The sequence below is a fragment of the Aerococcus sp. L_32 genome (assembly GCF_050689315.1).
In genome coordinates this window covers 1-517 of record NZ_JBOEQF010001268.1, presented here as the reverse complement: position 1 = coordinate 517, position 517 = coordinate 1, and the positions used below count along the sequence as shown (strand labels likewise).

Genomic DNA, 517 nt, shown 5'->3' with positions numbered 1-517 from the left:
CTTTATCAGTAGCTTTAGTCTTTTTATTGTTTTTGACAAAAGAAAATAATGGTTTTTTAGCCTTCTTCTCGTCTTTATTGTCACCATTGCTATCAGAAGAGTCGGTATTGCCATTCGCATAAGCTGCATTTTGAATTGGAGAGGTTTGGTGCTCTTCGTAAGCCTCATGGTGGTCGTCTTCATCATCATATAATGTATCCGCAAATGAAGCTGCAGGAATTTCAATCGTATCATGTAAGTCGTCATCCGATTCACGATGGGTAAAAATATAGTCACAATTTGGACAAATTTTTGTATCTGCTAGAATTGTCGACTGACAGTTTGGACATATCATAGTTATCGTTGCTCCTCATCTATTCATCACAATTTCCCTTCAATATTTACGGGTTTAAAAGTGTGATTTACTTCAATCCATGATAGCATAGTTTTATAGAGGACAGTACAATTACCAAGAATTTTAGTGTTTTTTTAAGGAGTAAAATATGACCTATCAACAAAAAACTTTACCAACAAAAGC

General features: G+C 34.6%; 1 pseudogene. It reads right to left on the bottom strand.

The window, feature by feature from the left end:
- Window positions 1-334, bottom strand: a pseudogene (locus tag ACRCJ0_RS19265) (hypothetical protein); the annotation flags it as partial.
- Window positions 335-517 lie beyond the last annotated feature (183 nt).